The sequence below is a fragment of the Mannheimia granulomatis genome, assembly GCF_013377255.1.
GTDB lineage: Bacteria > Pseudomonadota > Gammaproteobacteria > Enterobacterales > Pasteurellaceae > Mannheimia > Mannheimia granulomatis.
In genome coordinates this window covers 590,828-617,584 of the sequence record NZ_CP016614.1, presented here as the reverse complement: position 1 = coordinate 617,584, position 26,757 = coordinate 590,828, and the positions used below count along the sequence as shown (strand labels likewise).

The 26,757-nt window shown below is 40.7% G+C and carries 28 protein-coding genes, 1 tRNA gene and 1 pseudogene; 18 read left to right on the top strand and 12 right to left on the bottom strand.

The annotated features are described in order from the left end of the window. Positions 1-38 precede the first annotated feature (38 nt). A complete protein-coding gene (gene lolD / locus A6B41_RS02835) occupies positions 39-719 on the top strand; it encodes a lipoprotein-releasing ABC transporter ATP-binding protein LolD (protein ID WP_027075132.1) in 681 nt (226 codons plus the stop codon). Then, positions 719-1,984, top strand: a complete 1,266-nt coding sequence (lolE, locus tag A6B41_RS02830; protein WP_027075131.1) for a lipoprotein-releasing ABC transporter permease subunit LolE — start codon at positions 719-721, stop codon at positions 1,982-1,984. Before lolD ends, lolE begins: the two co-directional genes overlap by 1 nt. Before the next feature lie 76 nt (positions 1,985-2,060). Here lolE and A6B41_RS02825 read toward each other — a convergent pair whose 3' ends face one another. The 3 genes from A6B41_RS02825 to A6B41_RS02815 form a co-directional block, all read right to left on the bottom strand. Next, complete coding sequence (locus A6B41_RS02825) at positions 2,061-3,833, bottom strand: SLC13 family permease (RefSeq protein ID WP_027075130.1); 1,773 nt, start codon at positions 3,831-3,833, stop codon at positions 2,061-2,063. A gap of 133 nt (positions 3,834-3,966) precedes the next feature. Continuing rightward, positions 3,967-5,001 (bottom strand): 23S rRNA pseudouridine(2605) synthase RluB, encoded by a 1,035-nt coding sequence (gene rluB / locus A6B41_RS02820; protein WP_156930237.1) that lies wholly within the window; start codon positions 4,999-5,001, stop codon positions 3,967-3,969. A 121-nt stretch (positions 5,002-5,122) separates the two neighbouring features. After that, positions 5,123-5,740, bottom strand: coding sequence for an L-threonylcarbamoyladenylate synthase (locus A6B41_RS02815; RefSeq protein ID WP_027075128.1), 618 nt, complete (start codon positions 5,738-5,740; stop codon positions 5,123-5,125). A gap of 151 nt (positions 5,741-5,891) precedes the next feature. Between A6B41_RS02815 and A6B41_RS02810 the strand changes: the two genes are divergently transcribed. From A6B41_RS02810 to A6B41_RS02785, 6 genes are all read left to right on the top strand, one after another. Next, positions 5,892-7,445: an anthranilate synthase component 1 gene (locus A6B41_RS02810; protein WP_027075127.1), complete on the top strand. Its 1,554-nt coding sequence runs from the start codon at positions 5,892-5,894 to the stop codon at positions 7,443-7,445. Between the two features lie 50 nt (positions 7,446-7,495). Beyond that, positions 7,496-8,083, top strand: a complete 588-nt coding sequence (locus tag A6B41_RS02805) for an aminodeoxychorismate/anthranilate synthase component II (protein WP_027075126.1) — start codon at positions 7,496-7,498, stop codon at positions 8,081-8,083. After that, the gene (locus A6B41_RS02800; protein ID WP_027075125.1) at positions 8,080-8,466 is read left to right on the top strand and encodes a tautomerase family protein; all 387 of its coding nucleotides are present in this window, start codon (positions 8,080-8,082) and stop codon (positions 8,464-8,466) included. Before A6B41_RS02805 ends, A6B41_RS02800 begins: the two co-directional genes overlap by 4 nt. A 42-nt stretch (positions 8,467-8,508) precedes the next feature. Beyond that, on the top strand, positions 8,509-9,507 hold the full coding sequence (gene trpD / locus A6B41_RS02795; RefSeq protein WP_027075124.1) for an anthranilate phosphoribosyltransferase: 999 nt from the start codon (positions 8,509-8,511) through the stop codon (positions 9,505-9,507). Positions 9,508-9,584: 77 nt separating this feature from the next. Beyond that, complete coding sequence (locus A6B41_RS02790; protein WP_027075123.1) at positions 9,585-10,340, top strand: class I SAM-dependent methyltransferase; 756 nt, start codon at positions 9,585-9,587, stop codon at positions 10,338-10,340. Between the two features lie 97 nt (positions 10,341-10,437). Continuing rightward, positions 10,438-10,514: transfer RNA gene (locus tag A6B41_RS02785), tRNA-Asp, on the top strand. 40 nt (positions 10,515-10,554) lie between these two features. Here A6B41_RS02785 and A6B41_RS02780 read toward each other — a convergent pair. Beyond that, the gene (locus A6B41_RS02780) at positions 10,555-10,935 is read right to left on the bottom strand and encodes a SufE family protein (protein WP_027075122.1); all 381 of its coding nucleotides are present in this window, start codon (positions 10,933-10,935) and stop codon (positions 10,555-10,557) included. 92 nt (positions 10,936-11,027) lie between these two features. Between A6B41_RS02780 and clpP the strand changes: the two genes are divergently transcribed. The 4 genes from clpP (at position 11,028) to A6B41_RS02760 (ending at position 14,142) form a co-directional block, all read left to right on the top strand. Next, a complete protein-coding gene (gene clpP / locus A6B41_RS02775) occupies positions 11,028-11,642 on the top strand; it encodes an ATP-dependent Clp endopeptidase proteolytic subunit ClpP (protein ID WP_257792934.1) in 615 nt (204 codons plus the stop codon). After that, a complete protein-coding gene (clpX, locus tag A6B41_RS02770) occupies positions 11,642-12,889 on the top strand; it encodes an ATP-dependent protease ATP-binding subunit ClpX (RefSeq protein WP_027075120.1) in 1,248 nt (415 codons plus the stop codon). The genes clpP and clpX overlap by 1 nt, the downstream gene beginning before the upstream one ends. Before the next feature lie 99 nt (positions 12,890-12,988). After that, positions 12,989-13,966 carry a tetraacyldisaccharide 4'-kinase gene (gene lpxK / locus A6B41_RS02765; protein WP_027075119.1) on the top strand — a complete coding sequence of 326 codons (978 nt, stop codon included), beginning with the start codon at positions 12,989-12,991 and terminating at the stop codon, positions 13,964-13,966. A 14-nt stretch (positions 13,967-13,980) separates the two neighbouring features. Then, positions 13,981-14,142 carry a Trm112 family protein gene (locus A6B41_RS02760; protein ID WP_027075118.1) on the top strand — a complete coding sequence of 54 codons (162 nt, stop codon included), beginning with the start codon at positions 13,981-13,983 and terminating at the stop codon, positions 14,140-14,142. Between the two features lie 66 nt (positions 14,143-14,208). Here the strand turns inward: A6B41_RS02760 and A6B41_RS02755 are convergent. From A6B41_RS02755 to trxB, 3 genes and pseudogenes are all read right to left on the bottom strand, one after another. Next, a pseudogene (locus tag A6B41_RS02755) lies at positions 14,209-14,640 on the bottom strand (YidB family protein); the annotation flags it as partial. 67 nt (positions 14,641-14,707) lie between these two features. Continuing rightward, positions 14,708-15,463, bottom strand: coding sequence for a 3-deoxy-manno-octulosonate cytidylyltransferase (kdsB, locus tag A6B41_RS02750; protein ID WP_027075116.1), 756 nt, complete (start codon positions 15,461-15,463; stop codon positions 14,708-14,710). A 9-nt stretch (positions 15,464-15,472) separates the two neighbouring features. After that, entirely contained in the window at positions 15,473-16,426 is a 954-nt protein-coding gene (trxB, locus tag A6B41_RS02745; RefSeq protein ID WP_027075115.1) for a thioredoxin-disulfide reductase, read from the bottom strand. A gap of 163 nt (positions 16,427-16,589) precedes the next feature. On the opposite strand from trxB, the gene dhaK reads away from it, so the two are divergent. From dhaK to dhaM, 3 genes are read left to right on the top strand one after another with little or no spacing between them, the layout of a single operon-like run. Next, entirely contained in the window at positions 16,590-17,660 is a 1,071-nt protein-coding gene (gene dhaK, locus A6B41_RS02740; protein ID WP_027075114.1) for a dihydroxyacetone kinase subunit DhaK, read from the top strand. Positions 17,661-17,684: 24 nt separating this feature from the next. Next, positions 17,685-18,311, top strand: coding sequence for a dihydroxyacetone kinase subunit DhaL (gene dhaL / locus A6B41_RS02735; protein WP_027075113.1), 627 nt, complete (start codon positions 17,685-17,687; stop codon positions 18,309-18,311). Positions 18,312-18,320: 9 nt separating this feature from the next. Then, complete coding sequence (gene dhaM, locus A6B41_RS02730; RefSeq protein WP_027075112.1) at positions 18,321-18,728, top strand: dihydroxyacetone kinase phosphoryl donor subunit DhaM; 408 nt, start codon at positions 18,321-18,323, stop codon at positions 18,726-18,728. Positions 18,729-18,789: 61 nt separating this feature from the next. On the opposite strand, the gene A6B41_RS02725 is transcribed toward dhaM, so the two are convergent. Further along, complete coding sequence (locus tag A6B41_RS02725) at positions 18,790-19,635, bottom strand: co-chaperone YbbN (RefSeq protein WP_027075111.1); 846 nt, start codon at positions 19,633-19,635, stop codon at positions 18,790-18,792. Between the two features lie 45 nt (positions 19,636-19,680). Next, the gene (gene glpE, locus A6B41_RS02720; RefSeq protein WP_027075110.1) at positions 19,681-20,007 is read right to left on the bottom strand and encodes a thiosulfate sulfurtransferase GlpE; all 327 of its coding nucleotides are present in this window, start codon (positions 20,005-20,007) and stop codon (positions 19,681-19,683) included. Positions 20,008-20,163: 156 nt separating this feature from the next. Between glpE and exbB the strand changes: the two genes are divergently transcribed. Genes exbB through A6B41_RS02705 form a run of 3 tightly spaced genes read left to right on the top strand, consistent with a single transcriptional unit; the run spans position 20,164 to position 21,972 of the window. Further along, entirely contained in the window at positions 20,164-20,610 is a 447-nt protein-coding gene (gene exbB, locus A6B41_RS02715; protein WP_027075109.1) for a TonB-system energizer ExbB, read from the top strand. A gap of 60 nt (positions 20,611-20,670) precedes the next feature. Further along, the gene (exbD, locus tag A6B41_RS02710) at positions 20,671-21,105 is read left to right on the top strand and encodes a TonB system transport protein ExbD (protein WP_050436818.1); all 435 of its coding nucleotides are present in this window, start codon (positions 20,671-20,673) and stop codon (positions 21,103-21,105) included. 15 nt (positions 21,106-21,120) lie between these two features. Then, the gene (locus A6B41_RS02705) at positions 21,121-21,972 is read left to right on the top strand and encodes a TonB family protein (RefSeq protein ID WP_027075108.1); all 852 of its coding nucleotides are present in this window, start codon (positions 21,121-21,123) and stop codon (positions 21,970-21,972) included. 47 nt (positions 21,973-22,019) lie between these two features. Here the strand turns inward: A6B41_RS02705 and thrS are convergent, their stop codons facing one another. The 3 genes from thrS to A6B41_RS02690 all read right to left on the bottom strand — a co-directional run bounded on the left by thrS (position 22,020) and on the right by A6B41_RS02690 (position 26,701). Then, positions 22,020-23,951, bottom strand: a complete 1,932-nt coding sequence (gene thrS / locus A6B41_RS02700; RefSeq protein WP_027075107.1) for a threonine--tRNA ligase — start codon at positions 23,949-23,951, stop codon at positions 22,020-22,022. Between the two features lie 311 nt (positions 23,952-24,262). Next, on the bottom strand, positions 24,263-25,057 hold the full coding sequence (locus A6B41_RS02695) for a TatD family hydrolase (protein ID WP_027075106.1): 795 nt from the start codon (positions 25,055-25,057) through the stop codon (positions 24,263-24,265). A 57-nt stretch (positions 25,058-25,114) separates the two neighbouring features. Then, positions 25,115-26,701: a carbon starvation CstA family protein gene (locus A6B41_RS02690; RefSeq protein WP_027075105.1), complete on the bottom strand. Its 1,587-nt coding sequence runs from the start codon at positions 26,699-26,701 to the stop codon at positions 25,115-25,117. Between the last annotated feature and the right edge of the window lie 56 nt (positions 26,702-26,757).

Below are 26,757 nucleotides of genomic sequence, written 5' to 3'. Positions count from 1 at the left end.
GACGATAAATCAATGAATTTAGTGTGTTAGGACAAAAAATGACAGAATTACTCCGCTGTGAAAATATCAGCAAATTTTATGATGAAGGCGAACAGAAAGTTCAGGTACTAAAAGAAGTTTCGTTTTCAATGAATACCGGTGAATTAGTTGCAATTGTCGGTAGCTCCGGCTCGGGCAAAAGTACCTTACTTCATACGCTTGGTGGTCTAGATCAACCTAGTTCAGGAGAAGTATGGATTCGCGAGCAATCTTTGCAAAAATTAAACTCAGACAAATTAGCCCTCTTACGTAACCAAAATTTGGGCTTTGTGTATCAATTTCATCACCTAATGGCAGATTTCTCTGCCCTTGAAAATGTGATGATGCCTATGTTAATCGGTAAACAAAACAAAACGGAAGCTGCCAACCGTGCTGAAAAGATGTTACAAGCGGTTGGATTAGCTCATAGAGTTACACATCGTCCGTCAGCACTTTCAGGCGGTGAACGTCAGCGTGTGGCGATTGCTCGTGCTTTAGTAAACAATCCAGCTTTAGTGCTTGCCGATGAACCGACAGGCAATTTAGACCAAAAAACCACCGAAAGTATCTTTGAACTGATTCAACAACTCAATCAAGAGCAAAATATTGCTTTCTTATTGGTCACCCACGATTTAAATCTTGCCAATAAACTTTCACGCCGTTTAGTCATGCGAGATGGTGTGCTGAGCGAGGGAAATTAATGAACACTCCGTTTTTTATCAGCTGGCGTTATCAACGAGGCAAACAGAAAAATCGATTGGTTTCACTCATTTCTCTTTTCTCAAGCATTGGAATCGCCCTTGGGGTAGCGGTGCTGATTATCGGCTTAAGTGCAATGAATGGTTTTGAGCGAGAGCTAAACCAACGAGTGCTTTCTGTTGTACCACATGCGGAATTAGTGTCTTATCAAGGTAATAAAAGTGTACCGATTGGCAATGCTTCAAAATTAGAAACATTGGTAAAAAAAACCAAAAATGTGACCGCTAGTTCACCTTTCGTGAGCTTTACCGCATTAATCGAAAACGGCTCACAGCTTAAAATTGCTCAAGTGCGAGGGGTTGATCCACAAAAACAAGATCAAGTCAGCCGCCTAAGCCAATTTATTCTGTCAGAACAATGGCAAGCGTTCTCCAAACAGTTTCAGGCTAATGAAGACGGTTTAATTCTCGGAGCGGGTATTGCTAAAGCATTAGAAGTTTCTGTCGGTGATGAAGTCACTATGCTGATTCCACAGCCAACAGAAGACGGGAAATTAGCTCAGCCGTTGCGTTTTAATATGCCTGTCACCGGCGTGCTACGTTTAGAAGGGCAACTTGACCATAGCTACGCACTAATTCCGCTTAATCAAGCCCAAGAGTTAATGGAATATCAGCCGAATGAAATATCAGGACTTGAAATCAGTCTGTCTAATCCTTTTGACGTGCAACATTTGGAAATGCCACAGCTCAACGGCTATCCACAACCGCTGTATTTAAACACTTGGATTGAGAAATTCGGCTATATGTATAACGACATTCAACTGGTTCGCACCGTTATGTATATTGCGATGGTGTTGGTCATCGGGGTGGCATGTTTTAATATTATTTCTACCTTGATTATGGCGGTAAAAGATAAGCAAGGCGATATTGCCATTCAGCGAACCCTTGGAGCAAATAACGGCTTCATTCGCCGAATTTTCCTTTGGTACGGCTTGCTTTCAGGAATGAAAGGGGCTGTATGCGGTATTATTTTAGGCGTAATTTTATCGCTAAATTTGACCGCTATCATCAAGGCTGTTGAAGGATTTTTTGGTATAAAATTACTGTCTGACGGTGTTTATTTTGTCGATTTCCTACCTAGCGAACTGCATTGGCAAGACGTGAGTTATGTGCTATTGGCAACTATCATCTTAAGCTTATTTGCCAGCCTATACCCTGCAAACCGGGCTGCAAAACTAGAACCGGCTAAGGTATTAAGCGGACACTAACAACTAATATTAACAAAAAGCTGCTAACTCTTTGAAAAATCGTTAGCAGCTTTTTTAAATTAAATAATATGCTTAATTATGGATTAAACGGGAAGAACCACGGAATAAGAATAATACCCAAAATCCAATATAAGAGGTTAAGCGGTAAACCGATTTTAATGAAATCAGTAAATTTATAGCCCCCTGCACCGTAAACCATCGTATTAGTTTGATAGCCTACCGGCGTCATAAAGCTAGTTGCCGCAGCAAACATAACAGCAAGAATAAAGGGGGAAGCATCAACACCAAGCATTTTGGCCGTTGAAATAGCAATAGGAGTCAATAATACTGCTGTTCCCGCGTTACTCATAAACTCAGTGAGTATCATTGTGAGTAAATATAACACTGCAAATACAACCAGCGGTCCAAATTCACCTACTTTTCCTAAAGTATTATCTACAATAAACTGTGCTGCACCACTATTTGCCATGGCTTCTCCCAATGGCAATAAGCCGGCTAGTACTAAAATAATTTTCCAGTCAATAGAACGGTATGCTTCCTCGGCTGTTAAACAACCGGCAACACACATCGCAACAGCCCCTAATAATGCACTAATGGCAATGGGTACTAAGCCTAATGCAGCGGTTGCTACAACAGCTACCATCACAGATAAGGCAAATTTGCTGTGCCATGATTCTTCATCTTTCACTAAATCGGAAGATAACACAATAAAATCTTTATCTTTGCGTAAGCTTTCCATGTCATCTTTGGGTAATGTCAGTAAAAGAATATCCCCCATTTTAAAAGCTGTAGAGCGTAAGCGTTCACGAATGACCTGACTACGACGTTGTATGCCTAATGCTGTCGCATTTTTATTCCAACGCTGTCTTAAAATCGGGATAGTACCGCCAATCCAACGAGAAGTAGGTGAAATCATTACTTCAGCTACCATTAAATCATCCTCAAGGTTCTCCTCATCACTATCACGTCGCCCATAAACAACATGGTGTAAACCATATTTTCCGCGAACCTTAGCAAGGTCTTCAGATTCCCCTCGTAGCAATAAAATATCGTGTTTTTGCAGCACTTGATGGCTTGGCGTAGATAATCGCTCACCATCACGCAATACACCAATAGTGAATAAATTAAATTCTTCGTTTAAACCTGAACCGGCAGTACTGTTACCAATTAAAGGCGAATCCTTATTTACTTTTAATTCAGAAACATATTTTCCAAAACCTTCGCCATCTTCTAGCTGCAAGCGTGATTCCGGCAGTAAAAAACGGCTGGTTAGTAATAAGTAAACCACACCAACCGCAAAGAAAATAAGACCTAAGGGCGCAAACTCAAACATACCGAAACCGGAATGTCCTTGTTTTTGAGCAATAGCATTGACTAACAAGTTAGTTGAAGTCCCAATCAGTGTACAGACCCCCGCCATTTGAGAAGCAAATGAGAGTGGAATCAAAGCCTTAGATGGAGCCATTTTAATATTTTGCGCAGCAACAATAACAATTGGAATTAACACGGCAACTACTGCTGTATTATTAACAAAAGGAGATACAGCAGCATTCACTCCACATAATATCAACAAAAACAACCAAGGTGACTTCGCATTTGCCAATAAGCTCCCTACTCTATCTAATGCGCCGCTGTTTTGTAAACCCGCTGCTAAGACAAACATTGCAGTAACAGTTACTGTTGCGGAATTTGAAAATCCACTCAATGCAGATTGAGCATCAACCTGCCCTAATAAAACCAATGAACATAATACCAAAATGGCTACGGCATCCATTCGCATTTTTTCTGTTGCAAACAAAAACACGGCAATGAAAGTTACTGCTAACGTTATTACAATGTCCCAAGACATAACTTTACTCCATATTAAATATGTAAATTAAGATAATCCATACCTTATACTGACTCTTAAAGTGAGTGTTCATCGCAAAATAGAAAGACTATCTTAGAAATTAAGACAGTCTTTCAGCAATGTTATTCATTATCTAAGAGCGATATTTTTGATGCTGTTTCACAGCCTTACGAATTTGGCGAATATTCGTGCGGCGACGATTAGCCGTTACATCAACTTTTGTTTCAGTTTCTGCCGGCAAGCCCACAAGCTCACGTAAATAGTTCACTTGCTCAAGCCCCATTTCTTCCCAGCCGCCACGAGGTAAGCCTTTATCCAGCTTAATATTACCATAGCGGATACGAATCAAGCGGCTTACTTCCACCCCTTGTGACTCCCACAAACGACGAACTTCTCGATTACGCCCCTCGGTTAAAGTCACATCAAACCATTGATTTAGACCTGTACCACCAACAACTTTAATCTGTTTAAAATTTGCCGGACCATCTTCTAATTGAACACCTTTGCGTAAACGCCCAAGCATTGCATCATCAATATTACCAAATACTCGCACCGAATATTCACGCTCCACCTCTCGGCTTGGATGCATTAAACGATTAGCAAGTTCGCCGTCTGTTGTAAACAGCAATAAACCTGAAGTATTAATATCTAAACGCCCAACCGCAATCCAACGTGCACCATTTAAACGTGGTAAGCGGTCAAATACGGTAGCTCGTCCTTCCGGATCAGAGCGTGTACATAGCTCTCCTTCCGGCTTGTAATACATTAAGACTCGGCAGATCTCTTTTTGCGTTAGAGTCAGGTTAATTAAATGCCCATCGATACGAATTTTAGTCGATGAGCTCACCTGAACACGATCACCTAATGATGCAATTTTGCCATCTACACTCACACGTCCGGCAGCAATAATTTCCTCAAGTTCACGGCGAGAACCTTGCCCGGCGCGTGCTAAGATTTTTTGTAGCTTTTCACCGGCTACTTTCCCTTGTTTATCAGCTGATAAAGCGGTCGTTTTTTCGATTTTTTTTACCGTTTTTTGTACCAAAGGCTTAGAAGTCGGACGCTGTGGTTTTTCCGCATTTTTGCCGAATTTGCGCGCACTATTATCTGCTTTTTCATCTGTCTTTTTAAATGAACGGTTACTACTAGGGGATTTCGCATTTGGCATCGCCTTACCAAAGCGAGAATTATTGGCTGGTTTCTTTTGAAAAGTTGTCATAAAGTTCCTTTTGTCGCTTTCACAAGCGTCTGAATTATTATCTCTCCCTTTGTGGGAAAGAGCTAAGCTATTAATTAAACGGGGTCAAATCGCCCGAACCTGCTCGAATAACAGCAGGGCTATCCCCGGTCAAATCAACCACCGTAGTCGGTTGTTGACCTAAATATCCACCATGAATAATCAACTCAACACGATGTTCTAAATAATCTCTAATCGCATCAGGATCAGATTCTGTTACCTCCGTTTCCGGCAGCATTAACGAGCAAGATAAAATCGGCTCGCCTAAAGTTGAAATTAACGCCAATGCAATCGGATTATTCGGCACCCGAATGCCAATAGTTTTCCGCTTTGTCATTAACCGACGAGGTAACTCTTTGGTTGCCGGCAAAATAAAGGTGTAAGGGTTTGGCGTATTATTTTTGATTAAACGATAAGATTGATTCGTCACCAATGCATAAGTCGAAAGCTCGGATAAATCACTACACACCAAGGTGAAATTGTGATTTTCCGGCAATTTACGAATTGCCACAATTCTATCCATCGCATGCTTATCACCCATCGCACAACCCAACGCGTAGCCGGAATCTGTCGGATAAACAATCACACCGCCTTTTTTGATAATCTCAACCGCCTGTTGAATCAAGCGTTGTTGCGGATTGTCCGGGTGAATATAAAAAAATTGTGTCATATTATCCTCAAGCCAAAGGCTACACATAAAAATTGTTGCAATTATACACGAATCCAACTGAAATACTGAATAAATATCTCAACTAATCTCTTGACTTATCTTTAATGTACTAGTTTAATAGTGCAAATAAAATAAATAGCAGGAATTTACTATGCCTCAATTAACTGTTACTCAAACGGAACTTCCTTACTTTGCCGACACCACAACGGTTTACTACCATTTATGTGGCGAAAATCCGCATACTTTATTATTAGACTCCGCCGAAATTCAAAGCAAAAACAGTTTGAAAAGTTTATTGTTTGCTAAATCAGCATTGCATATTTTTTGCGAAGCACAAACCGTTACCTTTCAAGCTTTAACTGCGAACGGAAAAGCAGTGTTACCATTAATTGAACAAACGCTGAACCAACTCAACCCTGCGCCTACTTGCAAATTTTTGGTAGAAAATGACCGCTTGCAAGCCGAATTTCCGGAAATTAACAACCATTTAGATGAAGACAGTAAACTGAAAACCACCACTGTATTTGACGGTTTACGTACGGTGAATCATCTGTTTAATAATGCCGAATCACCTATTTATTTAGGTGGCTTGTTTAGTTATGATTTAGTTGCTAATTTTATCCCAATGGAGAATATTCTCCTGCAAGATGACGGCTTAAGTTGCCCTGATTACAGTTTCTATCTGGCTGAGCAGTTAGTGACTATCGATCATCAAACACAAAAAGCCTTTTTAAGCACTTTCTGTTTTGATCCTAATGAACAGCAAAATCTGGCTCAACAAGCGGTCGAATTTGCTGAAATTCTTGCAAATCAGCAAGGGAAAACACTTGATCTCAACATTCAAGCTGCTTATACCGAAGCCACAACCAATATTGAAGATGAAGATTTCAAAGCAATTATCCGCAAATTAAAACATCATATTAATATCGGTGATGTGTTCCAAATTGTGCCATCTCGACGTTTTAGCTTGCCTTGCCCGAATAGACTTGCCAGTTACAGACAGCTAAAAATCAATAACCCAAGTCCTTATATGTTCTTTATGCAGAGCGAAGACTTCACCTTATTTGGCGCTTCTCCTGAAAGTGCATTGAAATATTCACAACATAACCGTCAGCTGGAAATTTACCCGATTGCAGGCTCTCGACCTCGTGGTTTTGATGCCAACGGCAATATCGATCCGGAATTGGATTCTCGTTTAGAATTAGAACTTCGTCTAGATCAAAAAGAGCTCGCCGAGCATTTAATGTTGGTGGATTTGGCTCGTAATGATGTGGCTCGTGTAAGTGAATCCGGCACTCGCCGCGTGGTGGATTTAATGCAAATCGACCGCTATTCACAAATTATGCACTTGGTTTCGCGTGTGATCGGCACACTTCGCTTTGATTTAGATGCCCTGCACGCTTACCAAGCCTGTATGAATATGGGTACATTGACCGGTGCACCAAAAATCAAAGCCATGCAGTTAATTTATCAAGTCGAACAACAAAAACGCCACAGCTACGGTGGTGCAGTGGGTTATTTAACCTCGGAAGGCAATTTAGATACCTGTATTGTTATCCGCTCCGCATTCGTGCAAAACGGTATTGCCTATGTGCAAGCCGGTTGTGGCGAAGTGTTAGATTCCGATCCACAATTAGAGGCTGATGAAACCCGCCATAAAGCACGAGCGGTGTTAAAGGCAATTGGGCAAGTAAACGCACAATAATTGAGTTCCCCTCTTTGCTAAAGAGGGGAGAAAAATATAAGGTAACAACTATGGCAAATATTCTTTTTATTGATAACTTTGACTCTTTTACCTACAACCTTGTAGATCAATTTCGTGAATTAGGGCATAAAGTCACTATTTTCCGTAATGATTATCCTCTAGATGATTTTTTAGACAAAGCATTAAGCACAGAGGATTGCTTAGTGGCACTATCACCGGGGCCGGGTAATCCGGCACAAGCAGGCAATTTATTAGACATTATCCGCCGCCTAAAAAATAAGGTACCGATGATTGGTATTTGTTTAGGACACCAAGCCTTAATTGAAGCCTTCGGTGGAAAAGTGGTGCATACCGGCACGGTATTACACGGTAAAGTTTCCCGTATTGAACACGATAACCAAGCGATGTTTGCAGACATAAACAACCCAATGCCGGTGGCTCGTTATCATTCCCTCATGGGCGATGATTTACCTGAGGAATTTATCATCAATGCGAAATATGAGCATATTGTGATGGCAATTCGCCATAAAACTTTGCCGATTTGTGGCTTTCAATTCCATCCGGAATCCATTTTAACCGTGGAAGGCACAAAATTACTCAAGCAATCAGTGCAATGGTTATTAGAGAGCAAAAAATGATTAGTGTATATGGTTTAAAACAGACATTAGCAGACCGCCGGGCCAAAATTGCCGAGGTTATTTTTGATTGTTTAGAAATGAGCCTTGGTGTGCCAAAACAACGCCATGCCTTGCGTTTTGAACTGCTAGAGGCGGAAAACTTCTACTTACCTATCAATCGCAGCCAAGATTTTATCGTGATTGAAATTAACCTCATGTTAGGACGTAGCGAACAGATCAAAAAACGACTAATCAAAGGTTTATTTAGCTCTTTGCAATCTAAAGTCGGGATCCTACCGATGGATGTGGAAATTACTATTAAAGAACAACCTGAACATTGCTGGGGCTTTCGCGGAATGACCGGCAACGAGGCAACCGATTTGGAATATCAAGTGCATCGTTAGTGCTTTTATTGCTATTTTAGGTATTTAAATAAGGAATATATTATGCAAACACTCTTAGATAAACTATTTGCAAACCAAGCCTTAACTCAAGAGGAATCGCACGCTTTTTTTAATGAAGTAATAAAAGGCAATGTCTCAAATGAACAGCTTGCAGCAGCGTTAATTGCATTGAAACTGCGTGGCGAAACAGTTGCAGAAATTGCAGGAGCGGCAAACGCAGCACTTGAAAATGCCAATCCGTTCCCCACACCACATTATGCTTTTGCTGATATTGTCGGTACAGGTGGCGATGGGCATAATACCATCAATATTTCTACCACTTCAGCACTTGTTGCCGCAACAATGGGTTACAAAATTGCCAAACACGGCAACCGTAGCGTATCAAGCAAAACAGGCTCAAGTGATGTGTTAAGCCAATTAGGCATTAATGTAGGCATTAGCCCACAAAACGCACGCCTTGCTCTTGATGAAACCGGTATCTGTTTCTTGTTTGCCCCAACGTATCATAGCGGTTTTAAATATGCAGCTCCGGTTCGCCAAGCTTTAAAAACCCGTACAATCTTCAATATTTTAGGGCCTTTAGTTAATCCTGCTCATACTAAACGCCAACTCTTAGGCGTTTATTCCCCGGAGTTAGTAAAAGTATATGCCGAAACAGTCAAAACACTAGGTTGTGAGCATACTATTGTCGTACACGGTGCGGGGCTAGACGAAGTGGCTGTGCACGGTGAAACACAAGTTGCTGAAATTAAAAACGGGCAGATTGATTATTACACCCTAACCCCCGAAGATTTTGGCATTCCCCGCTACTCACTTGATGCCCTAAAAGGTGGTGAACCTGCAGAAAATGCGGAAAAAATCACCGCTATATTACAAGGAAAAGGTGAGCCTGCTCATATTGATGCGGTAGCGGTAAATGTGGCATTACTGCTGAAAGTATTTGGAGAAAGCAATATCAAAGCCAATGTATTAAAAGTGAAAGAAGCCATTGCCTCTGGCAAAGCCTTTGAAACTTTGCGAAAATTAGCAACATATCAATAACCATATCGTAGCGGCGGGCTTTAACCCGCCTTTATTGACAAACGATTAAAGCCTTCCACCAACTAAAAGACTATTACGTGAAAAAAAGTATTTACGACACCCCCATTTTCTTTGAACGCTACCAGCAGCTACGGCAAAATCCTATCAGTATGAATGAAGTCGTAGAAAAGCCGACAATGTTCTCGCTATTGCCCTCACTCAAAGGCAAAAAAGTGTTAGATTTAGGCTGTGGCACAGGAGGTCATCTCGCTCATTATTTAAGCTTAGGAGCGGCAAAAGTAGTCGGCTTAGATTTATCCGAATTAATGCTGCAACAAGCCGAAACCGAACTTTCTAAACAATGGCAAAAAGGCACCGATTTTTCGCTTTACTGTCTACCAATGGAGCGTTTAGATGAAATTGAAGAGGGCTATTTTGATGTTGTTACCAGCTCTTTTGCCTTTCACTACATTGAAAATTTTACTGATCTACTTGCAAAAATTTCCGTAAAAATGACCGCTTGCGGCACGCTGATTTTCTCCCAAGAACACCCTATTGTGACTTGTTATAAAGAGGGTTACCGCTGGGAGAAAAATGACGCAAAACAACAGGTTGCTTATCGGTTAAATTATTATAGAGACGAAGGCGAGCGGGATCGCAGTTGGTTTCAGCAGCCTTTTAAAACCTACCATCGTACAATGGCAACCATTTTAAATCAGCTAATTCAAAGTGGCTTTGAGATCATTCAAGTAGAAGAGCCGATGCTTGCCGAACAACCCGAGTGGCAGAATGAATTTAAAGACTTGCAACACCGCCCACCATTGCTGTTTATTAAGGCTCAAAAATGCAAATAATCACTAAAAGTGGCGATTTTACAACCAATCAAACACTATTTAGCGAAAAATCATTTGCTCAATTTAGCCGAAAACACTATTATTCTTCCACCAGTACGGAGCGGTAGTTCAGCTGGTTAGAATACCTGCCTGTCACGCAGGGGGTCGCGGGTTCGAGTCCCGTCCGTTCCGCCAACAAATTTAAGCCTCTAAGAAATCAGAGGCTTTTTTGTTTTTACTCAATCACAATCAACTTCTGTATCTGCCCTAACCCATTTAACCTTGTACTGGTTAAGTTCGGGGAGATTTTTAGCTCATCAAACATCGCCTTTAAATTAAAATCTTTCAATTCTTCCTCTGATTTTTCTAACAACGCAGTCTGCACAATCATTAAAATCCCTTGCATTAAACGGGCATCACTATACGCCTCAACCTTGCGGGGCGATAATTGAAATTCAAACCACAGTCGGCTTTCACATCCTTCAATTTCAGGCAACTCTACCAACCTTTCTTCACTCGGTTTAGGTAACTCACGACTTAATTGAACCAACAAGCGGTATCTTTCTTCCCAAGATTTGCAAAGTTCAAACTTTGCGTAAATTTCAGCTAACTTCATACTATCCTCAATATATTTGCAAAAGATTTTAACAATCTGACCTCTTGTTGTTAATGATTTTCTGAAAATTTGCTAGAATACGTGAATTTCGTATTACGACAGAGGAAAACAAAATGGCATTAGTCCCTATGGTGGTTGAACAGACCTCAAAAGGTGAACGTTCTTATGATATTTATTCACGTTTATTAAAAGAGCGCATTATTTTTTTAAATGGTCAAGTTGAAGACCAAATGGCAAATTTAATTGTGGCACAGCTGCTCTTTTTAGAAGCGGAAGATCCGGAAAAAGATATTTATTTATACATTAATTCACCGGGTGGTGTGGTCACAGCAGGACTTGCTATTTACGACACGATGAACTTTATTAAGCCTGATGTGGCAACGCTTTGCACCGGGCAAGCAGCTTCTATGGGCGCTTTTTTACTCTCAGCCGGAGCAAAAGGTAAACGCTTTGCTCTACCACACGCTCGCATTATGATCCACCAACCATTAGGTGGTGCAAGAGGTCAAGCAACCGATATTCAAATTCAAGCGGAAGAAATTTTACGTTTAAAAGAAACCTTAACCCGTCGTATGGCAGAACACAGTGGTCAAAACTATGAAAAAGTGTTAGCAGACACAGAACGTGATAATTTTATGTCGGCTCAAGAAGCAGCGGATTACGGCTTAATCGACAAAGTATTAACTTCACGTGGGGAGTTTGCATAATGGCATTTGAAAAAGAACCACACTGCAGCTTTTGCGGCAAAAAACGCACTGAAGTTGATCAACTTGTTGAAGGCTCCGAAGGCTATATTTGTAATGAATGCATTGAGGAATCTTATGCGCTTTTACACGGTGATGAAGAACCTTTAATTGATGAAAACCAAGAAGATGAAAGTAGCTTTTTTACCCGTGTGCCGACTCCGCACGAATTACACGCGCATTTAGACGATTATGTGATCGGTCAGGAACATGCAAAAAAAGTGCTTTCGGTAGCGGTTTACAATCACTATAAACGCTTAAAAAGTGCTTTATCAAACCACGAAGCAACAAACGGTGTAGAACTAGGCAAAAGTAATATTTTATTAATCGGTCCGACAGGAAGCGGTAAAACGTTACTCGCCGAAACACTCGCCCGCCGTTTAAATGTGCCTTTCGCCATTGCTGATGCCACCACCCTTACCCAAGCAGGCTATGTGGGCGAAGACGTTGAAAACGTCATTCAAAAACTATTAATGAAATGTGATTTTGAAGCGGAACAGGCAGAACGAGGTATCGTCTTTATTGATGAGATCGATAAAATTACCCGCAAATCGGAGAGCGCTTCTATTACGCGTGATGTTTCAGGTGAGGGCGTACAACAAGCCTTATTAAAACTGCTTGAAGGCACAGTGGCGAATATTAACCCTCAAGGCGGTCGTAAGCATCCGAAAGGCGAAACCATTCCTGTGGACACCTCAAAAATCCTGTTTATTTGTGGTGGTGCTTTTGCAGGCTTAGATAAAATCGTGGAATCTCGTACTAATACTCAAGGCGGTATCGGATTTGGTGCTGCATTGAAGAAAGATAAAGAGCGCCAAGATTTAACTGAATTATTCAAACAAGTTGAGCCGGAAGATTTAGTCAAATTTGGTTTAATCCCTGAATTAATCGGTCGTTTACCGGTCGTTACACCATTACAGGAGTTGGATGAAGAAGCGTTAATTCAGATCTTAACCGAGCCCAAAAACGCGATTATTAAGCAATACCAAGCATTATTCCAAATGGAAGGAGTAGAATTGCACTTTACCAAAGATGCGCTAACTGCAATCGCCCATAAAGCAATTACCCGTAAAACAGGGGCTCGCGGTTTACGTTCTATTGTCGAAAACCTATTGCTCGATACAATGTACGACCTACCAACCTTAAAAGCGAAGAAAGTGACTATCGGCAAAGGCTGTGTAGAAAACGGGGATAAGCCGAAGGTGGAATAATCCATTCTTTATTAAAAAGGTAAAAGGTGCATTAATGCACCTTTTGCTTACTTACTGAATTTACCGTTCAAATTAATGAGCGATAAAACGAGCGATAAAATGAAAATCTGGCAAACAAAATCCCTTATTACTTGGCTGCTTTCGCCACTTTCGCTGCTGTTTTGGTTAATTAGCCAAATTCGCAAGCGGTTATATTCTCTGAATATTTTGCAATCATACCGCTCGCCTGTGCCTGTTTTAGTAGTGGGTAATATTTCTGTTGGCGGTAACGGTAAAACGCCTGTGGTGGTTTGGCTGGTTGAGCAGTTACAGCAAAGAGGAGTAAAAGTTGGGGTAATTTCGCGTGGCTATGGCGGGAAAATTAAGGAATTTCCCCAGCTAGTCACGCTACAAAGCTCAGCAGAAATGGTAGGCGATGAACCGGTTTTGATTGTACAGCGGACTCATGCGCCGCTAGCGATTTCACCTAACCGCCAGCAAAGTATTGAGTTGCTATTAAGTCAATTTGAATTAGATCTGATTATTACCGACGATGGCTTACAACATTACGCTTTAGAGAGAGATATTGAATGGGTAGTCGTTGATGGCACAAGGCGTTTTGGTAACGGTTTTGTACTACCAGCCGGCGGATTACGTGAGCTGCCAAATCGTTTAAATTCAGTAGATGCGGTCATTTGCAACGGTGGCACACCTAACTACAACGAACATTTGATGACACTTGAGCCTTCTGATGCCATTCATCTTTTAACAAATGAACGTAAGCCTTTAAGTGAATTTCGCTCACCTTGTGTGGCGATTGCCGGTATCGGGCATCCGCCTCGCTTTTTCACAATGCTGGAAAAATTAAGCATTCCGCTTATAAAAACACAAGGTTTTGCCGATCATCAAACCTTTGATGCTAATCAACTTAAAGCCTTAGCAGACGAGCAAACACCATTATTGATGACAGAGAAAGATGCGGTAAAATGCAAAGCCTTCGCGCAAAAAAATTGGTGGTATGTGCCGGTTTCTGCAAAATTTTCAGAAAAATCGACCGCTTGTTTAATTGAGCAAGTGATGAATAAAATCAAAAAATAGATAAGGAATAGTAAATGAACGAAAAACTACTGAATAATCTTGTTTGCCCGGTTTCTAATGAAAAATTGGAATGGGATAAAGAAAACAACCGTTTAATCAATCGTAAGCTTAAAATTGCCTATCCAATTAAAAACGGCATTCCAGAATTACTGCCTGAAGCAGGTGAGTCGTTATAAAAAGAGGGCTGATATTAAATTATCAGCCTTCTATTTAAGAGATAAAAAATCAATATAGCTTAAAAATTACTTAAACAAATTACCTAAAATACCCTTTGCTGCTTGAGCTAATAAATCATTTGCATCAAGATTTTGTAAGTCTTCTACTTTTCCGTTTGGCGTTAAAGTATCTACAATTTTTGGTAATAATTGAGCCAGTAAATCGCTTGCATCCGCAGCCTCTACGCCAGCTTCTTGAGCGACACTTTGAATGTTTTCTTGGCCAAATACATCACTTATCTGCTCACTTGAAACAGGTGCGTTATCTTCATCACTACTGATCCAAGTGCGTAATACATCATCTAATCCACCTTCTTGGAATTTAGCAATTAATCCTTCAATACCACCTTGTGAGGCAATTAAATTTTGAATTAATTGGGTTGCCGTTGACTGATTACTGCCACCTAAAACAGATGAAGCAAGTGAACCTAAAATATTCCCTAACATAATTTCTCCTAAACAAGCGGTTGATTTTTCTGAAAATTTTGCAAAAAATTAAATCAATTCAGCCACTTGCAATACTTAATTAACGAGCCAGAATTGCTCGCACTCTTTCCAAATCTTCCGGCGTATCTACCCCTACTTGTGGGGCTTCTTTCGCCAGTTCGATATGAATTTTTTCACCATACCATAATGCACGTAACTGCTCTAAAGATTCCAATTTTTCCAGCGCGGTCGGCACCCAAGCGACATATTGTTTTACAAAACCGGCACGATAAGCATAAATGCCGATATGACGTAAATAACCTTGGCTTGCAACAAATTCATCATCGCAATTTGGGAAGTTATCACGGGCAAACGGAATGCTGGCACGTGAAAAATAGAGTGCCATACCATTTTGATCTGCCACCGCTTTCACTGCATTCGGGTTGAAAAGCTCTTCTCGGGTTTCAAGCTTGACCCCAAGCGTTGCCATATTCACTTGGTAAGCATCTAAATTGCGAGCCACTTGCTCTACAATTACAGGTGGCACTAATGGCTCATCACCTTGAATATTCACGATAATTTCATCATCATGAATATTCATTTTTTCAATCACTTCCGCCAAACGCTCGGTGCCGGAATTGTGCTTTTCCGAAGTCATACAGACTTCCGCCCCAAAGGCTTTGGCTGTCGCTTCAATTTCAGGGTGATCGGTGGCGATAATTACACGAGTCGCTCCTGCAAGTTGTGCTTTTTCCCAAACATGTTGAATCATCGGTTTGCCGGCAATATCCAACAATGGCTTGCGAGGCAAACGACTAGAAGCATAGCGTGCCGGAATAATCACGGTAAAGTTCATAACGACTCCTTATGCTTCTTGCGCATCTAAAAAACGTTCTGCATCAAGGGCTGCCATACAACCTGTACCGGCAGAAGTAATGGCTTGGCGATAATTATGATCCATTACATCACCTGCCGCAAATACCCCCTCTACAGAAGTTGCCGTTGCATTGCCTTCTAAGCCTGATTTTACTTTGATATAACCGTTTTCAAGCTCTAACTGCCCGTCAAAAATGCCGGTATTCGGTGCGTGACCAATCGCCACAAAGAAGCCATCAACCTTGATTTCTTCTGTTAGCTCTTCTTTGGTAGATTTTAAGCGCAAGCCGGTTACACCCATATTATCGCCTAACACTTCTTCAACAGTGCGGTCAGTGTGCAGAATAATTTTGCCTTCTTCAATGCGTTTTTGCAGGCGGCCTAATAAAATTTTCTCAGCACGGAAACTATCACGGCGGTGAACTAAATGTACTTCGCTTGCAAGATTGGCTAAATACAACGCTTCTTCTACAGCCGTATTACCGCCACCTACCACAGCAACCGGTTTGTTGCGATAGAAGAACCCATCACAAGTGGCGCAAGCAGAAACCCCTCTGCCTTTGAAAAGTTCTTCCGACGGTAAACCTAAATATTTAGCAGATGCGCCTGTGGCAATAATTAATGCATCGCAAGTAAAAGTGTGTAAATCGCCTTTTAAAGTAAACGGACGTTGGGATAAATCTACGCTGTGGATATGGTCAAACACGATTTCCGTATTAAATTTTTCCGCGTGTTTTAACATTTTGTTCATTAATTCTGTACCGGTCGTTTGCTCAAATTCACCCGGCCAGTTCTCAATTTCATCGGTAGTCGTTAATTGTCCGCCTTGCTGCATACCTGTTACCAGCACAGGGCTTAAATTTGCACGAGCCGCATAAACCGCTGCCGTATAGCCTGCCGGGCCTGAACCTAAAATTAACAGTTTAACGTGTCTTGTTGTCATAATTAATCCTCTGAATGAAATTGGCATCTATTTTATCTCAAATTTACATTTAACTCTATTTTCGTTTTCGCTCACATTTTTTTGATTTTGTGACAAAGTTAACAGAAATCTTCTTCGATTCCATGTAAATTAAATAAATCCAATGTTTTATGGAGAATAAAGTATGAAAAAATTAATTAATACTGTAGAAACAGTCCTAGATGAACAACTTTCAGGATTTGTTAAAGCACATTCTTCTTTAATACTAAATACTGAACCTACCTATATTCATCACAAACCGTCAAGCAATCAGCCTAAAGTTGCTCTAATTTCAGGTGGTGGCAGCGGACACGAACCAATGCACGCAGGCTTTATCGGTAAAGGAATGTTAGACGGTGCTTGTCCCGGAGCAATATTTACTTCACCAACACCAGATCAAATGTTTGAATGTGGTTTAGCCCTTGATCGTGGTGAAGGTGTGCTTTTAATTATTAAAAATTACACCGGCGATGTACTGAATTTTGAAACAGCTACGGAATTACTTGCCGATGCCGGTATACAAGTGGCAACTGTATTAGTAGATGACGATGTGGCGGTAAAAGATAGTTTATATACGGCCGGACGCCGAGGTGTAGCAAATACGGTATTGATTGAAAAATTATTGGGTGCTGCGGCAGATAAAGGTTATTCATTAGCTGAATTAGCCAAACTCGGTCATCAATTAAATAACAACGGACATTCTATCGGTATTGCACTTGGTGCTTGTACCGTACCGGCAGCAGGAAAACCTTCTTTCACGTTAACGGAAAATGAGATGGAATTTGGGGTAGGTATTCACGGCGAGCCGGGGATTGAACGCCGTACCTTTGAAAATCTAGATAAAACAGTTAAACAAATGTTTGAAACGCTGATCGAGCACGGCAATTATCAGCGAACGATTCGCCACTGGAATCAGGAAAACCAACAATGGGATGAAGTTGAGGAAAGTAAACAAGCATTAAAACAAGGTGATCGAGTTATCGCTTTGGTGAACAATCTTGGAGCAGTGCCATTATCAGAACTTTATGCAGTCTATGATGCTTTGGAAAAAGAGTGTAAAACATTTGGGCTGCACATTGAACGCAATTTAGTGGGTTCTTATTGTACCTCTTTAGATATGCAAGGTATCTCAATCACCTTACTTAAAGTAGATGATGCGATTCTTCAATTATGGGATGCTCCGGTAAATACGCCGGCATTGCGTTGGGGTGAGTAAAGTTTATCTTTTAGGAAACAGAAAATGGCTATCTCTAAACAACAAATTTTAACGTGGCTTAATAATTGCCAACAAGCAATGGATGAAAAACGTGATTATTTAACCGAATTAGATACGGTTATTGGTGATGGCGATCACGGCCTAAATATGCAAAGGGGGTTCACTAAAGCCGTTGAAAAAGTGAAATCAGTCGAAGATAAAGATATTGGTACTATCTTAAAAACAGTAGGTATGACTTTACTTTCGCAAGTAGGTGGGGCGAGCGGACCACTTTACGGCACATTTTTCATTAAAGCCGCACAAAGTGCCAATGGAAAAGAAACATTGACATTTTCTGATTTGATGACGATGTTGCAACAAGGCACAGAAGGCATTATCCAACGAGGTAAAGCTGAAGTAGGCGATAAAACGATGTGCGATTTTTGGCTACCTCTATTACAGGAGCTTGAGCAAGCAGATAGTTCTCGTTCAATCGGAGAGATTCTCTTACAAGCGGTCGAAAAAGCTGAAAATTTTGCAAATCAAACAGTACCGCTTATCGCTAAAAAAGGGCGTGCAAGTTATTTGGGTGAGCGTAGTATCGGACATCAAGATCCGGGTGCGACCTCAAGCTACTATATTTTCAAAGCACTCTCAGATGCGGTGCAATAAGGAGGCATAATGGTTAATTTAGTGATTGTTTCCCACAGTGCCAAGCTGGCGGAGGGAGTTGGCGAGATCCTCTCGCAAATGACTCAGGGCAGCTGTAAAATCGCCCTTGCCGGTGGTATTGAAGATGCTGAGAATCCGATTGGGACTGATGCAGTAAAAATTATGCAAGCAATTGAGTCAGTATTTACCCCTGATGGCGTGATTCTATTTGTGGATTTAGGTAGTGCAATTTTAAGTGCCCAAACGGCAATTGATCTGCTTGAACCCGAAATTGCCGATAAAGTGATGATCAGCTATGCACCATTAGTAGAAGGTGCATTTGCTGCCGTTGTTGCAGCCTCTGCCGGAGATAGTTTAGAAGATATCTTAAAAGAGGCAAATGAAGCAGCTTCTCTTAAACAAGAACAAGCCTTTTAAATATAAAGATGCCGTAAAATATAAAAATTCACGGCATCTTTCCTTTCTCAAAATGGCTTTATTAATACAAAAGAGAATAAAGCTGTCTTCTAAACTGAGGCACAATCGGATCATTCCCTAGTGCCGATAAAATCGCTAAAAACTGCGTTTTCACCTCACCGTTTGCCACCGTTAAATCGGATTTTAACCAATCAAATAACAAGCTTAGTGCCTCTTCATTCTTGTGGGCTTGATGTAATTGGTTCGCTAATTTAATCGCAATTTCAGGGGTTTTATTTTGGGCGTAATCGGCTTGTAACTGCTGCAACTCCGGCGATTCACTCGCCTGCTCTAGTAATTCGATTTGAGCTTGCAAACCGTGCCAGCGGCTATCTCTATCTTGTAGAGGGATCTGTTTGAGAATCTCACGTGCCTCTTCCACTTTTTTCATTGTGATATAAGTTTCCGCATAAAGCAGAGCAAAATCGCTGTTTTTCTTATCTGTCATTTCCCACGCAGATTTCAGCAACGGCAATGCATCTTCATAACGCCCGTCTTGCAGCAACTCTAGGGCTTGAGTAAATTTCAGCTCCTCTTCTTTCGGTAAAATATTTGCCAAACGAATACGCAATTCCTGCTCACTCACCATACCTTGAATGGCATCTATTGGCTGACCACTGGCAAATAGATAGAGAGTCGGTAGCTGCATAATTCTAAACTGTGCTGCAAGCGTAGGTTGCTCATCGCAATTTACTGTTGCTAATACAAATTGTTTTGGGTTTTCATCCGAAATACGGCGTAATAACGCATCCATTTCCAGCGAGGCAACTTCTCTAGGCGAAATAAAGCTAAATACGGTCGGTACCTGCCCTGCTGTACTCCATACTTCACTAAAATTTTGTTCACTGACACTAACTACATAATCCATAAAAACCTTCTTAACTTAACAAAAATTATGTTTGATATGGTAGCGTTAGTAGGAAGTTTCAATAGGTAAACCGTTTCTTTCCCAAGCCTCAAAGCCACCTTTAACGCTATAGACATCTTCAAAACCCTGTTCAATTAGAAATTGTGCTGTACTTTGGCTACTGACACCATGATAGCAAATCACGATAATAGGCTCATCATAATCTACTTCATCTAAAAATTTGCCGTAGCTTTGGTTAGTTAAATGAAAGGCATCTTGCGGATGGCTGTAAACATAACGGCGAGCATCGCGAATATCGGCAAGAACTGCTCCTTCGTTTTCCATTAATTCCCAAGCCTGTTGGGGAGTGATTTCTTTAAACGTTATTTCCATAAATGATGTAATCCTAGATAAAAAATGGTGGAACTATACCATAAAATCCCTAAAAAAATGGCTATTATTTCAAGTTGAAAAATCAATGCTTTTCAGATATAATTGCGAACCATTTTCAACTTCGCAGAGTTAATCAATAATTTTTTAAGGGTTATTATGAATCAACTATTTCAATTTTTAGAACATTACACAGATTTCATTATTTTAGGATTATTAGGCTTACTCAGCGTTGTCTGTTTATGGAAAGCCATTGAGCGTATTATGTTTTATGCGAAAGTAGATATTACTAAATACCATACGCTGGAAGAATTAGAGATAGATTTAACGCATAATCTCACAACCATATCAACCATAGGCTCAAATGCCCCTTATATCGGCTTATTGGGCACGGTTGTGGGTATTCTTTTAACTTTCTATCATTTAGGTCAATCAGGCGGCGATATTGATGCTGCATCTATTATGGTCAACCTTTCTTTAGCCTTAAAAGCAACTGCCGTTGGTATTTTAGTGGCAATTATTGCGATGGTGTTCTACAACGGTTTTGGTCGTAAAGTAGAAGAAAATAAATTGAAATGGTTAGCTTTACAGGCTAAAAAAGCTTAATTTTAAGACAGACAAACGGTCTAATTTAAACCATTTTTTGCAAATTATAAGGCACAATCAATGAAAAAATTTGATGAAATCAATATCATCCCTTTTATTGACATTATGTTGGTGTTACTTGCAATAGTACTGGTAACAGCCTCATTTATCTCGCAAGGTAAAATCCAAGTTAATGTCCCAAAAGCAACTACTACACAGCCAATGAAAGCAGATGAGTTGGCAAAACTTTTAACCATTACAGAGAACAATGAGTTTTTCTTTAATGATAAAGCCGTAACCAAAGAGCAACTGGCAACAGAAATTGCGACTTGGGATAAAAGTCAGAAAGTCTCATTAAAAGTAGATGGTGCCGTTGCTTTTGAGAAGTTTGTAGAATTAACGGATATGCTATCAGCCAATGAAATTAAAAATGTGGCAATTATTACTAAAAAAGAGACCGCCTCCCCAAGTAGTACCCCCGTCCAAACAGGCCCACAAACGCCTGTAACGCCTTAATGAGATAGCACGAATATGAGAAAAAAACATTCCCATATCGGGCTTATCACCTCTTTGGCGATTCATGGTGCCTTAATAGGTGGTGGTTTTGTTTGGCTGAATGAGCATAAAATCGAAAAAGCTGCCGAGCAAAATGCTTTATCACTGGAAATGGTTGCTGCTTTGCTTGAGCAACCCCAAGTTGCGGTCGCACCGGAACCTGTTAAGGAAGAAAGCAAAGAAATTGAAGAAGAAAAAATTGAACCCAAACCGGAGCCCGATGCGATTCCTGATCCTACTTTGAAGCCAAAGAAAGAAAAGCCAAAAGAAGATAAACCGAAAAAACAGGAAAAACGCAAAGAGCCACCTAAAAAAGAAAAACCTAAAGAAGAAAAGCCAAAAGAGAAACCAAAACCGAAAGAAAATAAGTCGATTAAAGTGCTAGAGAAAGGCATAGAAGCTAAACAAGGTATTGTTGCTAAAGCCATTCCAAATGCAATTCAAGGTGAAAAAGAGGTTAAAGGTGTTGTAGCTGGGCAGAAAAACGGCTCACTAAATTCAACTTCAACTACCGGCTCTAGTAATGTAAACGGTGGTAACGCCAATGAAATTTCAGCTTATAAAGTGGCATTACAACGTGCATTACAGCGTAAAGCAAATAACTCGTACCCTCAACGTGAAAAAATGATGCGTAAAACAGGGACTGTAACGATTAAATTTAGTATTTCCGCATCTGGAGCAATTTCGAATGTCTCTGTAGCCAATTCATCAGGTAACAGTAATTTGGATGCCGCCGCCGTAAGAAGTGCGGAGGGTCTAAATGTATCTCCTCCACCTGCAGGATTCCCAACTCAAGTAACCGTACCGGTTAAATTTGCGATTGAATAAAAAAATCCCCTCAAAAATTTAGTTTTGAGGGGATTTTTATTTAATACTTACTCTTCACCCAATAACTTCAGCTCACGTGCTTTGATTTGGTTTTTCAGAATTTCAACCAACTCTGTAACGGCATAAGTACCTAAATCAGCACCTTTACGGGTACGCACTGACACTTTACCTTCGGCGATTTCTTTATCACCACAAACCAGCATATAAGGCACTCGACGTAAAGTGTGTTCACGCACTTTAAAGCCGACTTTTTCGTTACGAAGATCTGCTTTAACACGAATACCGGCATCTGAAAGCTGTTTAACAACTTGCTGAACATATTCGGCTTGGCTATCGGTAATGTTCATCACAATGGCTTGCACTGGAGCTAACCACGTTGGGAAGAAACCTGCATATTCTTCGGTGATAATGCCGATGAAGCGTTCGATTGAGCCAAGAATTGCACGGTGGATCATCACCGGTGTGCGACGACCATTATCTTCCGCTACATAAGAGGCATCTAAACGCCCCGGTAGTGCGAAGTCTAATTGCACCGTACCACATTGCCATTCACGACCTAAGCAGTCACGTAATGCAAACTCAATTTTCGGTCCGTAGAATGCCCCTTCGCCTTCTTGGATTTGATATTCCAACCCATTGTTACGTAACGCATTTGCTAGGCCTTCTTCTGCTCTATCCCACATTGCATCATCACCAATACGGTTTTCCGGACGGGTAGAAAGCTTAACCGCAATGTTAGTAAAGCCGAATGTGCTGTAGATGTCATATACCATTTTAATGCACGAAGTTACTTCAGATTCGATTTGATCTTCAGTACAGAAAATATGGGCATCATCTTGAGTAAAACCACGCACACGCATTAAACCGTGCAATGAACCAGATGGCTCGTTACGGTGGCAAGAACCAAATTCCGCCATGCGAATCGGTAAATCACGGTAAGATTTTAAACCTTGATTGAAGATTTGCACGTGACCCGGGCAGTTCATCGGCTTAATCGCATATTCACGGTTTTCAGATTGCGTGGTGAACATTAAATCTGCATAGTTTTGCCAGTGTCCTGTTTTTTCCCAAAGCACTCGGTCCATCATAAACGGGCCTTTTACTTCTTGATAATCGTACTCTTTTAATTTGGTACGCACGAAAGTCTCCAATTCACGGAAAATCGTCCAACCGTCATTGTGCCAGAACACCATACCCGGTGCTTCTTCTTGCATATGATATAAGTCTAACGCTTTACCGATACGGCGGTGGTCGCGTTTTGCCGCCTCTTCTAAACGGGTTAAATATTCCGCTAATTGTTTTTTATCTGCCCAAGCCGTACCATAGATGCGTTGCAACATTTTGTTTTTGCTGTCACCACGCCAGTAGGCACCCGCTACTTTTTGCAGTTTGAAATGTTGGCAAAAACGCATATTCGGCACGTGCGGGCCACGGCACATATCAATATATTCTTCGTGATGATATAACGCCGGTGTAGCAGTACGTTCGATGTTTTCATCTAAGATCGCCATTTTATAGCTTTCACCACGTTTCTCAAAGGTATCACGAGCTTCTTGCCAGGTTACAGGGCGTTTAACCACATCGTAGTTGGTTTTAGCTAATTCCAACATACGTTTTTCAATTGCATCTAAATCTTCTTGGGTTAAAGAACGGTCTAAATCCACATCATAGTAAAAACCGTTTTCAATAGTTGGCCCGATTGCCATTTTGACATCTGGGAATAATTGTTTAATGGCATGACCAAGTAGGTGAGCACAAGAGTGGCGAATGATCTCTAAACCATCTTCATCTTTTGCAGTAATGATTTCAAGAGTGCTATCTTGGCTGATAATATCGCACGCATCGCGGCGTTCACCGTTTACACGACCGGCAATGGTAGCTTTGGCAAGACCTGCTCCGATAGATTGAGCAACTTCCATTACGGAAACCGGGTTATCAAATTGGCGTTGTGAGCCATCAGGTAAAGTGATAATAGGCATTTTGTATCCTTGTTACAGTGGTAACCCATACGAGAGGTTACTTGTTTGGTTTATAGAATTAAAAAACCGCTTACAAGCGGTCTTATTTTATTAAAATTTTGCATTGCTTATTATTGCCCGTACAAGTGGGGAATAAAAGCACGGCTATTTTAGCACAACCAAGTGCAGAAGAAAAATTAAACGTTTTGATTTTAGCAGAGGTTTTTAGTCCCCCTCTTTAGCAAAGAGGGGTTAGGGGAGATTTGGCAGTACTGATTGACGAAGAGATTAGTTTAAAATCCTGTTTTTTTAACTTTTATGATTTTTCTATCTTATTTTTTCCAAAACAGCACTTCACTACTTTTCCAAATCGTTTCGGCAATTTCCTGTGGTGATTCTGTTCGCAATTCGCAAAGAGTGTGGAATGAATTTATCAACCGTTCCGGTCGATTTGGTTGTCCTTGAAAACCGAACACCGGCATATCCGGGGAATCGCTTTCCAGCAGTAGACTTTCTAACGGTAATTTTCGAATAGCTTCTCGGGTTTTGTTCGCCCGTGCGTAAGTGATAGTTCCGCCCACACCAATTTTATAGCCGAGATCAACAAAACGTTTGGCTTGCTCATAGCTTCCTGCGAAACCATGCACTACACCACTTCTAGGCAATTGAACTTTTTTCAAAAAAGTGGAAAGTTGATCATGACTTCGTCTGGAATGTAAATTCACCGGTAAGTTGCATTGTTTAGCGAAAGCTAGTTGAGCCTCTAAAAACTCACACTGTTTCTTCCATAATGCCGGGGAAGTCAGCTCGATAACAGCTTTTTCCAAACCGATTTCAGCGAGCGCGGTGCATTGTGGGTCTTTCTTTTGAAGTAGATTTTCCAATAAATCCAAATCTTGCAAGGTATGTTGTTGAATATAAAGCGGATGTAGACCTAAACCATACACCAAATTTTCTGGTTTTTCTTTGGCACAAGCGGTCACTTTTGCGAAATTTTTTGCAAAGACAGAGACAATCAGAATTCGCTCAACCTGATTTTGTTTAGCATTTTCTACTAGAGTAGGCACGCTTAAATTTAAGCTTTCGGATAAATAATCCAGATGAGTGTGGGTATCAAAAAATCGCATAGTAAAACCAAAAAAATAGGGACTTCATTGTCCCTATTTTTAATTATCTAATCAAGCTTAGTTTGTTACATAGGCTTGCTCATCACGTCCTTCAAATGGTTTTAGAAGGGTGAAGAAGCAGATAATACATACTAACGTAATCGCTAAACCAATATATACAGATAATTGGTAATCTAAACCAAAGCCGATTTTGTTATACGCTAAGTAAGTTGCACATACGGTTGTAATGAACCACGCAGGGATCGAACATACCCAGTGGAATTTTTTATAGCGATATAAATAAGCCGCGGCAGTCCATAACATGACCATTGCAGTCATTTGGTTTGCCCAAGTGAAATAACGCCATAATACGCTGAAATCCAATTTCGAGACAATGAAACCAAGCACAAACAGAGGAATAGCAATATATAAACGTTTTACTAAAGTACGTTGCTCTAAACCAAAAATTTCTGCTAATTGTAAACGTGCCGCACGGAATGCTGTATCGCCTGAAGTAATTGGTAATACAACTACACCCAAGACCGCAAAAATACCGCCAATAAAGCCTAAGAAGTGTAATGAGCTGTCATAAACCACTTTAGATGGCGAACCCGCACTAATTGCATCTTGTAACGCTTGTGGGCTTTCATAGAATGCAAGACCAACCATACACCATACTAATGCAATTACACCTTCGGTAATCATTGCACCGTAGAAAATAAAACGACCTTCGCTTTCATTTTGTGCACAACGAGCCATTAACGGAGTTTGCGTTGCATGGAAGCCTGATAATGCGCCACAAGAAATCGTTAGGAATAGTAATGGCCAAATTGGAACATCACCTTTCACTTGGAAGTTTTGGGTAAATTTTTCCCAGGTTAAACCTTGACCGTCTGCATTTACAGTACGGAAAAAGTCAATCGGATCAGCGACACTTAAGTGTGCAGAAACTAAGCCGTACACCATACCTACAGACATAAATAGCAATAATGCGCCGAAGAATGGGTAAATACGACCGATGATTTTATCAACAGGTAATAGCGTCGCTAAAATATAGTAAGCAAAAATAATCAATGTCCAAACGGAGATAACAGTCGCTTTATCCATACCCCAAACAGTTACGCCACCTGCTGCGACAGCTTGTTTGATAGTTTCAACATCACCTAACTCCATTGTACCTTGAGTTGCCCCTGCAACGTCCATTGTAATAGTCGCTAATAATTGAGCAGGGCTTGCTACGAATACCACACCAACTAATAAAAGTAGAATTAGCGCCATCACGTTAATAAACACTTTGACCGGGCGACCTAAAAATTTACCGGCAAGGTTTGGCATTGTTGCACCACCGTTACGGATACTTAACATACCGCAAAAATAGTCATGCACAGCACCGGCAAAAATACAGCCGATAACAATCCATAACATCGCTACGGGTCCGTATAACGCACCAAGGATAGGGCCGAAAATCGGGCCTGTACCGGCAATATTTAATAACTGAATAAGCCAAATTTTTGTCTTAGACATTGGCATATAGTCAACACCGTCTTTCATAGAATAGGCAGGCGTTGTTCTTTTTGGGTTAATCACGAAAATCTTTTCAATGATCTTTCCGTAAACAAAGTAGCCGAGCACAAGAACTGCCACACAGAAAAAGAACCATAACATAATAGTAAATCCTATAAAATTATAAATGAGAAAAAGATGATTTTTAGTCAAAACGA